Raw genomic sequence first — 7766 nt, 5'->3', positions numbered from 1 at the left:
GCATGTCTTAAACGAATTCGTTCACTCGGGGTTACTCCTTGCTTTTGAGTCGTTCTCTTAAGACGCTCGCCTGATAGGTATAGTCCCCTGAAGCCTCTCCTCGGGCTCGTGCTCGTTCCCGTTCATACATATTCCCATACATCTGTGCGTCCTCCTCTGTCTAGTTCATCTGAGCTGCTATCCAGTTCCCAAGTTCATTATCTTGCTCTCGGATTTTTTTTGGCCGCATGCATTAATTCAGTTTGAAACGCCTTTAATTGCTTGATATTGCTTTCATTGGACTGATAAAACGCTTGAAACTTTTCTGGATCATGAAAGGTATACACACCATTGTGATATTTCTTCGCTCGTTCGGTCAGGATTTCATCGACATCCCAGATGGTCAATTCACTAAACCGTGCGCCTTCTACCGTATCCGCATTCAAGCTATTTCGTAAGGCTCTCGATTCCTGATTCACCTCATCCTCCAAGTCTTCCATTCGCTTTTGAATGTCTTGCATGATGGCCACAATCGTGTCGATCTTCCTCACACGTTTGATGATTGCCTCCGGATTGACTTTCAGCTGTGCTGACCCGTCCGCGTTAAACATGCCGGCGAACGTATCTGTCATGTGTCCCGCAAGGGGAGCCGTTCCGAACTTAACACGTGGATTGGAATCCATAATAAACTGCTTCCCAATCACTTCGCCTCCTGGCACAATTTTGCCTACAGGATCTAGGCGATGGCGATAATCCGTGATGAGTCCTGCAAAATCGCCGTTTTTCACAGCGGCTTGTTGTGCTTTTGAAAGTAATCGATACGGATTCGCTGCAGCATAGGTCACGGCTTTTTTCTTCAGCTGCACCGCCATAAAAAGAGCAAGCGCGCCGCCCAGGCTATGACCAGTAAAACTATAGTCCTTGACATGAAAGTCTTGTACCGTCTGATTGACAAACGTTTGATAATCAAAAAATTGATTATGACTATTCACATACCAATCTGGTAAGGCGAATAAGCCATCCCCGGTAACTTGACGTGATTGGCCACTGCTGCTAGTTTGGCCAGATTATCCCCTGCCACATTTCGCAACTGAGCATCTGCCTCTGGTTTCATCCCAATCCCTAACTTGCCAACGTCCGTATGGATCCAGTCCTTCATAAATTCTCGCCCTTCAGAGCCACGAGAAACAAAGACGACATTTTCGTAAGTCGTTTTTCCTTTTTGATAGTCCTTTAAGGGAACCACTGCAATGGCCTGTAAACCACTTTCATAATTATTGATGTAATTAATGACTTTCCACTTAGAACCATCATCCGTACTAACCAATTGCCCCACTTTTAGATATTTATTCTTGTACACTTCATCTGCTAAGTTAAAATACTGTTCATCTGTATATTCTACCATTTTCATCACCTCTGTGTTATATTAAACAGGTATTACTTTAACGACGGGAGCTAAAACATGAAAAGAAAACTGGTGCTTAAGATCACCTTAATTATACTGATAATTGTACTATTTGTCATACTTGGAGGGTATGTATACATGAAAAATCAGGAAAAAGAATTGATCCAGGAACAAAAACCTCGTATTGAGAAATTTCTTAATTACAATTTCAATAATATAAAAAGTATATCTTTAACCAATACATACACTAATCCTACTGGAGTTGTTCATATCGAGGGATACATTAATGACGATAAAAAACTCTGGATTGATGCTGCAGTTTCAGGGAAAAACGGTGTTGAAGTTGTCAATGTAACTAACTACATTGATGACCATTATGTAAAGCCACAATACAGATATAAGTTCAAAAATGTCACGGATATTGAAACTGAAGAAAAAGCAAAGAAAAAAGAATCAAGTTCAACCACTACGCCTAAAAAAAGAACGTTCAGTAGCCGATATCTTCGCTGACCTAAAAGCTGTTGAAGACAAAATTATGAACCGGAATCCAAAGAGTTAATCCTTTCAATCACAAAAAGAGCATGCTGCTCGCCGCAGCATGCTCTTTATTTTTTCTTTTCCAATACTCAAGCTCAACATCTATTATATACCTTAAAATTTTCACTCCACTTTCTTTTGTGACAATATCTCTTTTCACAAGCTTATAAGACTGAAAATGAGCGATCTTTTTTCCATATAAGCTAACACCCATATTACACAATGTCTGTTAGAGAATCATGTTAGCGCACGGCTCTCTTTTCACGTTTATCATAGCAATATCCCCATACCCTCGTTAATCAAGCAATTTATTTAATAGGAGCAAAATCTGCTAAAGCCACCATATCTTTAGCAAAAATAAAACGAGATATTAAAAAAAATTAGATTATCTGTTAGTGTAATTATTGTTATATAATCCTTGTGCGCTATAAATTAAACATATAGGAGATGACAACATGAAAGAAAACCAAAAGAGTAAAAAATCAAAAAAAATTTCTTTATTCTGTATTAGCTAGTAGTCTACTAGTTGCTTCTGCGCAACTTCCTCTTACTGCTCACGCTGATGTGGCACCAGCCCAAGAAAGTAAAATAGAAAAACCGGACATAAGTTTGCAAGATTCTCTCACAGAAATGGAAACTTTTCTAGCAAATAAGCATATTGAATTCAATTCTATGTCCAAACAGTTTGCTTTAAAACCATCTATCCATTTTGATCTATCACAAGAAAGGGTGCTTCTTGTTCAAAAACAAATTTCAGAAGTGAATAAGCAAATATTAGCCGCTACCAAGGACAGAAGTATAAACGTATACGCAGCTGATCAAAATAATGAAAATATTCTAATTAAACAAACGCTTCTTCGAAAAAATGGCATTAATTCCATTAAATTTTACTGGAATTACGATCGAATAAAATTATCTGGCTCTACTGTTAGAAACACTGGAAATGGTCTAACCCTAGGGGGGCATTTGGATTCCTTATAAAGTTATCGGTCAAATTTGTTCCAGTTTAGGAGTAGCTATTTCAACTTGTAAAAATGGAATTTGGTTCGATTACAATTATTTTTCTAATTTAATTCTAACGGGTTACGGTTGGCAATAAAGCAAGAAAGGATATTTACTCATGATAGCAAATAAATATTTTTACATTAGATCACTTATTATTACGATTATTTTCATATTATGTTGGTGGAGATGGAGTTTTTATAAAGTTGCCCCTTTCTTATTAGTTTACCTATTACTCATTGAACCAATCATATACTACTATCTAAAGGGTAAGCGAAAACAAGAATAATAAATATACGAAGAATGAAACACTCCCTTAGTAGTGTGTTTCATTCTTCGCTGTTTCTTTATATTTTAACTGTAGCCCATCAAATAGAAGCACTTTCACCATTTTTTGAAGCCTTCATATCTCCCTTCTCTTCGGTTTGTATCTCTTTTCATTCTCTCTAAAAAACGACAATCATTCGATCACTTTTGCATACAACGCCTTGTAAACTACCTTTTTCTGAAGAACATAAAAGACACTTAACTTAACCGTCAAGTGTCAAATTGTTGACAGTGTATTTTATTATTGGTCTCACAAATTATATACAAAGTCGTATACTACCTTATATATAGTCTCCATACCATTTTTTATTTTCCGAGAAATTTAAAATTCGTCATTTCTTGATAGGAATAATCTTTTTTAATCATATCTTTCTTTTTCGTCCACTTTTCAATGCTGTTAAACTGCGTTTTGCTAACTTTTGCAGCTTTTGTATATTTTTCTTCTTTACTTGAAAGATACGTGCTCATTGATTCCGGGAACTTATATTTCGTGAGGATATCGCGGTATTCGCTCACATCCGTCTCATTCATATAGGCCACCGCTTGATCGTAAGCCCGATAAAATGCCGTAATATCGGCGCCTCGTTTTTCCACAACATCACTCTTAAAGCTGATCGTTCCACCCTTTAGTCCATATTCTGCTGAACTCGCGAGCAGGTGAGCCCCGTTTTTTTGTAAAAGACTAGCCTGAGGTTCTGTGAAGATGACCGAGTCCACTTTGTCATTCAGCAATGCTTCATACCGCGCAGAAATCGAAGGAATCGAAACCACTTTGTAATCTATTTTATTTTTTGCTGCAATTTCATCCATGAGGTATTCCAGCAAAAACTTCGGAACAAGCGAAACCTCCTTACCATCAAGCTGTTTCACCTCGGTTATGCCGGAATTAGGAGCGGATAACAATTTAAAATCTTCATTAATATCCGAAGTAATCGTAAAATCAATACCCCCATCACGCATCGAGAGTGCAGTCATTACATCCCCAATCATCCCATCAATTTCACCCGCTTGAGCCGCTACATTGCGATCATTAGGTGCATTAAACGGTGTGATTTCAACCTTTACTTTCTCATCAGCAAAATAGCCTTTTTCCTTTGCAATAATGATTGGAATGGCAGATTCTGCCGGAAGTGTTCCAAATCGTAATGTTTCATTTGAGGTTTCGTCTTTATTCGTTTCTCCCTTATTCTCTGAACTTCCATTTTCTGCGCCGGAACATCCAGCAAGAAGCATCATTCCGAAGAGCAGTCCCCCTAAAAGTATCCCTATTTTTTTCATAATTCTCCACCTTAACTTAAAATTTGTTTGAGTTCTTCGCTTGTCATTCCGAGCGCAACTACTTGGCGATGCAGTTCAAGTGGCGCAGTCTCCCTTTTATTCAGACCAGGCTTCGTCGTAAATGCGTATCGAATGCCACATTTCTTAAGCCGCTTCGCATCTTGTTCGTCGTAAATCCCAAACGGGTACGCAAACACATCTGGAACATCTACAATTTCCGCGCAAGTATCCAGATCCTCTTTCAGCTCCGCAAGGCTTACCGTTTGCATCCAAGTTGATCCTGCTTCGGTGCGTACATGCAGATTCGTCGTGTGGTTAGCAAGCGTAAATACATCGCGAAGCTCCATTAATTCAGCCGAGCTCATCACAACCGAACGATCTGTTTCAAAATCTTGCGCCACATCCGAAAGCCAGCCGCGCACAACGAACAGCGTTGCCCTTAGCCCAAGCCGCTTTAACACCGGATAAGCAAACTTCGCAACCGACTGAAAGGCATCATCGAACGTAATCAAAACGGCTTTTTTCGGTAGCTCTTTCCCTTTTTCATAGAAGTCGCGCACATCTTGCAGCGTAATCGCATGAAAACCTTCCGCGACAAGCATTTCCATCTGCGCCGTAAAATCATCTGCGAACGAAAACAGCACTTGCGGCAAGCGTGCTTCATAATTTTGCTTCACCGAAATCGGCGAAGGTTCGTCCGCTTTAAATGTCCCTCGCTCGCGCAGTTCATGATACATCAAAACGTGAAAGCTCATGTAGTTCCCCCTCTTTTCGTGAAAATCATCACATAAATTCAATCCTTCTTTATTTTAACGAAAGAAAACTGGTTTGTAAATGCGCTTTCACTAATTTGTCTCCCATTAGATTCTTATTATCCATTTCGTAATAATAACTGCACTTTTCTTAAATAGCATTGATTATTATGACTTTTCCATCATTTTTATTAAATGTTTTACACATAGAGAGCAGTGGTAGACTATTTTTAGACATACACAAACTAGAGACAGAACTTCATCATTGAAGGAGGAGATTGAATGTACACAGTCGGAGATTATCTATTGGACCGATTGAATGAATTAGGTATCACAGAAATTTTTGGTGTGCCAGGAGATTATAATCTAGACTTCTTAGATACCATTATCGCCCATGATCAGTTGAAATGGATTGGGAATGCGAATGAACTGAACGCTGCTTATATGGCGGACGGATATGCCAGAACTCGTCATGCAGCAGCTTTTGTAACAACTTTCGGCGTAGGCGAATTAAGTGCAATAAACGGACTAGCTGGTAGTTTTGCTGAAAATGTGCCTGTTGTAGAAATTGTGGGTTCCCCAACATCAGAAGTTCAAAATTCCGAAAAACTTGTTCATCATACATTAGGAGATGGAATTTTCACCCATTTTGAACAAGCACATCACTCTCTTACTGCTGCCATAGCTCATTTAACTGCTGAGAATGCTGCAGGAGAAATCGACCGCGTATTATCCGTATTACTTGAGACGCGAAGACCTGTCTATATTAATTTACCGATTGATGTTGCTAAAGCTCAGATTGAAAAGCCAAGTACACCACTATCTGGACAAACAAATTTAACATCACCTGATGAACAGTTGCTTGAAACGATCCAAAAAGCCTTTTTGCATGCGGAACGTCCAGTTGTGATGACGGGGCATGAAATCAAGAGCTTTGGATTAGAAAAAAAAGTACAGGCTTTCATTGAAAAAAAACAAACTCCCTGTAACCACCTTAAATCTTGGTAAAATCTCGAGTGACGAAACAGTTCCTTCTTTTATCGGCACTTATGGCGGAGCTTTATCTGAACCGGAAGTTCAAGCGTACGTTGATCACGCTGACTTTTTGCTGCTTTTAGGCGTTAAACTGACAGATTCCGCAACAGGTGCATTTAGTCACGATTTTCCCGAGGAAAAAGTCATCGCGCTGAACACAGATTCCGTTCGTATTTTCGGGGAACCATCATCTTCACCCCACCACTTTGAACCGCTTCTTAACGCTTTGGAAGAGTTGGACCTTGTTCCCTTTACCGGACCTTATCCCGCTAAAAAACCAGTTCAGCCTTTTACGCCTGATGAAACCTTACTGACACAAACGCGTTTCTGGGAAGCCATGGCCTCCTTTTTCATGAAGGGCGATACGATTTTGGCCGAACAAGGGACTGCTTTTTTTGGGGCGGCTTCCCTTCCACTTCAAGCCAGTTCAAGTTTCATTGGACAACCTTTGTGGGGCTCAATTGGGTACACGTTTCCGGCCGCTCTAGGAAGCCAAATTGCAAATCCTAGCGGACGTCATATCTTGTTTATCGGCGATGGTTCCTTGCAGCTTACAATTCAAGAACTCGGCCTTGCTTTCCGAGAACGCATCAAGCCAATTATTTTTGTTATCAATAATGACGGGTATACCGTAGAACGAAAGATTCACGGTGCTGAGCAAGCCTATAATGATATCCCAATGTGGCGCTATTCGGAACTTCCTCAAGCCTTTGGTGGCTCAGAAGACCTTGTCGTCTCACACCGAGTTAAAACCGAAACTGAATTAGATGTGGTATTAAAGCAAATAAATGCCGACAATACACGCCTCCACTGGGTAGAAGTTATAATGCCAAAAATGGATGCACCCGAATACTTGCAAAAACTTGGTACGCTATTCGCGAAACAAAACAGCTAATAAAGAATAAAAGCCTGAGACTGCATTTCAGTCCCATCTTTTAGCTCCACAGTTCAATCAAGATTCGTCAACCCGAAAGTGATAAGGAGCTAAACGATTTGATACTTGATTCCGCTTTGCTGAACGCTCATTTAGCTCTATAAAAAAAGAAATTAAAGGAAGGCAAGGATTTTAAAATCCTTGCCTTCCTTTATTCCTATGCTAATCTATTTACTCATTCTATCTAGTCTCGTTATCGTTCCGCTAAGTCGCCAAAACTGTTTTGATGCGAGATCAGTGATATTTGTGTACGCAACATTGTTTACAAAATCATCCACATGCGTCACCGTGTTTCCCGTTGCCGGCTCAACCCATGTCAGCATCACGAGATTGTCTCTAAGTAGCGCCACCTGAATTTCAAAGTGGTTCACCGTTCCACTTGGATAGAAACTATCCGCAACTACAGTTACAACAAGTTCCGTCTCGCTCTTGAAGTCGAGTTGATAGCGTGCCTCAGCTCCAAAATCAAATAAATATTGCTTTCCGATAAAGTCATATTTACTAGCCGTCATGATAC

General features: G+C 39.9%; 9 protein-coding genes. 4 read left to right on the top strand and 5 right to left on the bottom strand.

Going from position 1 to position 7766, the window contains the following annotated elements; translation table 11 throughout:
• Positions 1-197 precede the first annotated feature (197 nt).
• Together MFLO_RS08120 and MFLO_RS08115 are read right to left on the bottom strand one after the other, a co-directional pair.
• Positions 198-971, bottom strand: a complete 774-nt coding sequence (locus MFLO_RS08120) for a lipase family protein (protein ID WP_051993557.1) — start codon at positions 969-971, stop codon at positions 198-200.
• Complete coding sequence (locus tag MFLO_RS08115) at positions 968-1384, bottom strand: hypothetical protein (RefSeq protein WP_036097429.1); 417 nt, start codon at positions 1382-1384, stop codon at positions 968-970. The genes MFLO_RS08120 and MFLO_RS08115 overlap by 4 nt, the downstream gene beginning before the upstream one ends.
• 138 nt (positions 1385-1522) lie before the next feature.
• Between MFLO_RS08115 and MFLO_RS08110 the strand changes: the two genes are divergently transcribed.
• Both MFLO_RS08110 and MFLO_RS14640 read left to right on the top strand, forming a co-directional pair.
• Entirely contained in the window at positions 1523-1894 is a 372-nt protein-coding gene (locus tag MFLO_RS08110; protein WP_077913193.1) for a DUF1433 domain-containing protein, read from the top strand.
• A 591-nt stretch (positions 1895-2485) separates the two neighbouring features.
• Positions 2486-2902 (top strand): hypothetical protein, encoded by a 417-nt coding sequence (locus tag MFLO_RS14640; RefSeq protein ID WP_149023002.1) that lies wholly within the window; start codon positions 2486-2488, stop codon positions 2900-2902.
• 654 nt (positions 2903-3556) lie between these two features.
• On the opposite strand, the gene MFLO_RS08095 is transcribed toward MFLO_RS14640, so the two are convergent.
• Both MFLO_RS08095 and MFLO_RS08090 read right to left on the bottom strand, forming a co-directional pair.
• On the bottom strand, positions 3557-4528 hold the full coding sequence (locus MFLO_RS08095) for an ABC transporter substrate-binding protein (RefSeq protein WP_036097427.1): 972 nt from the start codon (positions 4526-4528) through the stop codon (positions 3557-3559).
• A gap of 11 nt (positions 4529-4539) precedes the next feature.
• Positions 4540-5283: a polysaccharide deacetylase family protein gene (locus MFLO_RS08090; RefSeq protein ID WP_036097426.1), complete on the bottom strand. Its 744-nt coding sequence runs from the start codon at positions 5281-5283 to the stop codon at positions 4540-4542.
• 279 nt (positions 5284-5562) lie between these two features.
• Here MFLO_RS08090 and MFLO_RS16990 point away from each other — a divergent pair, with 279 nt between their 5' ends.
• Positions 5563-6288 (top strand): thiamine pyrophosphate-binding protein, encoded by a 726-nt coding sequence (locus MFLO_RS16990; protein WP_338151510.1) that lies wholly within the window; start codon positions 5563-5565, stop codon positions 6286-6288.
• Positions 6245-7210 (top strand): thiamine pyrophosphate-dependent enzyme, encoded by a 966-nt coding sequence (locus tag MFLO_RS16985; protein WP_338151509.1) that lies wholly within the window; start codon positions 6245-6247, stop codon positions 7208-7210. Before MFLO_RS16990 ends, MFLO_RS16985 begins: the two co-directional genes overlap by 44 nt.
• Before the next feature lie 206 nt (positions 7211-7416).
• Here the strand turns inward: MFLO_RS16985 and MFLO_RS08080 are convergent, their stop codons facing one another.
• Positions 7417-7761 carry a MoaF-related domain-containing protein gene (locus MFLO_RS08080; RefSeq protein ID WP_036097425.1) on the bottom strand — a complete coding sequence of 115 codons (345 nt, stop codon included), beginning with the start codon at positions 7759-7761 and terminating at the stop codon, positions 7417-7419.
• Positions 7762-7766: the final 5 nt, after the last annotated feature.

This window comes from Listeria floridensis FSL S10-1187 (assembly GCF_000525875.1).
GTDB lineage: Bacteria > Bacillota > Bacilli > Lactobacillales > Listeriaceae > Listeria > Listeria floridensis.
Note: the sequence above shows the minus strand (reverse complement) of the source record. Positions and strands in the feature narration are given on the sequence as shown.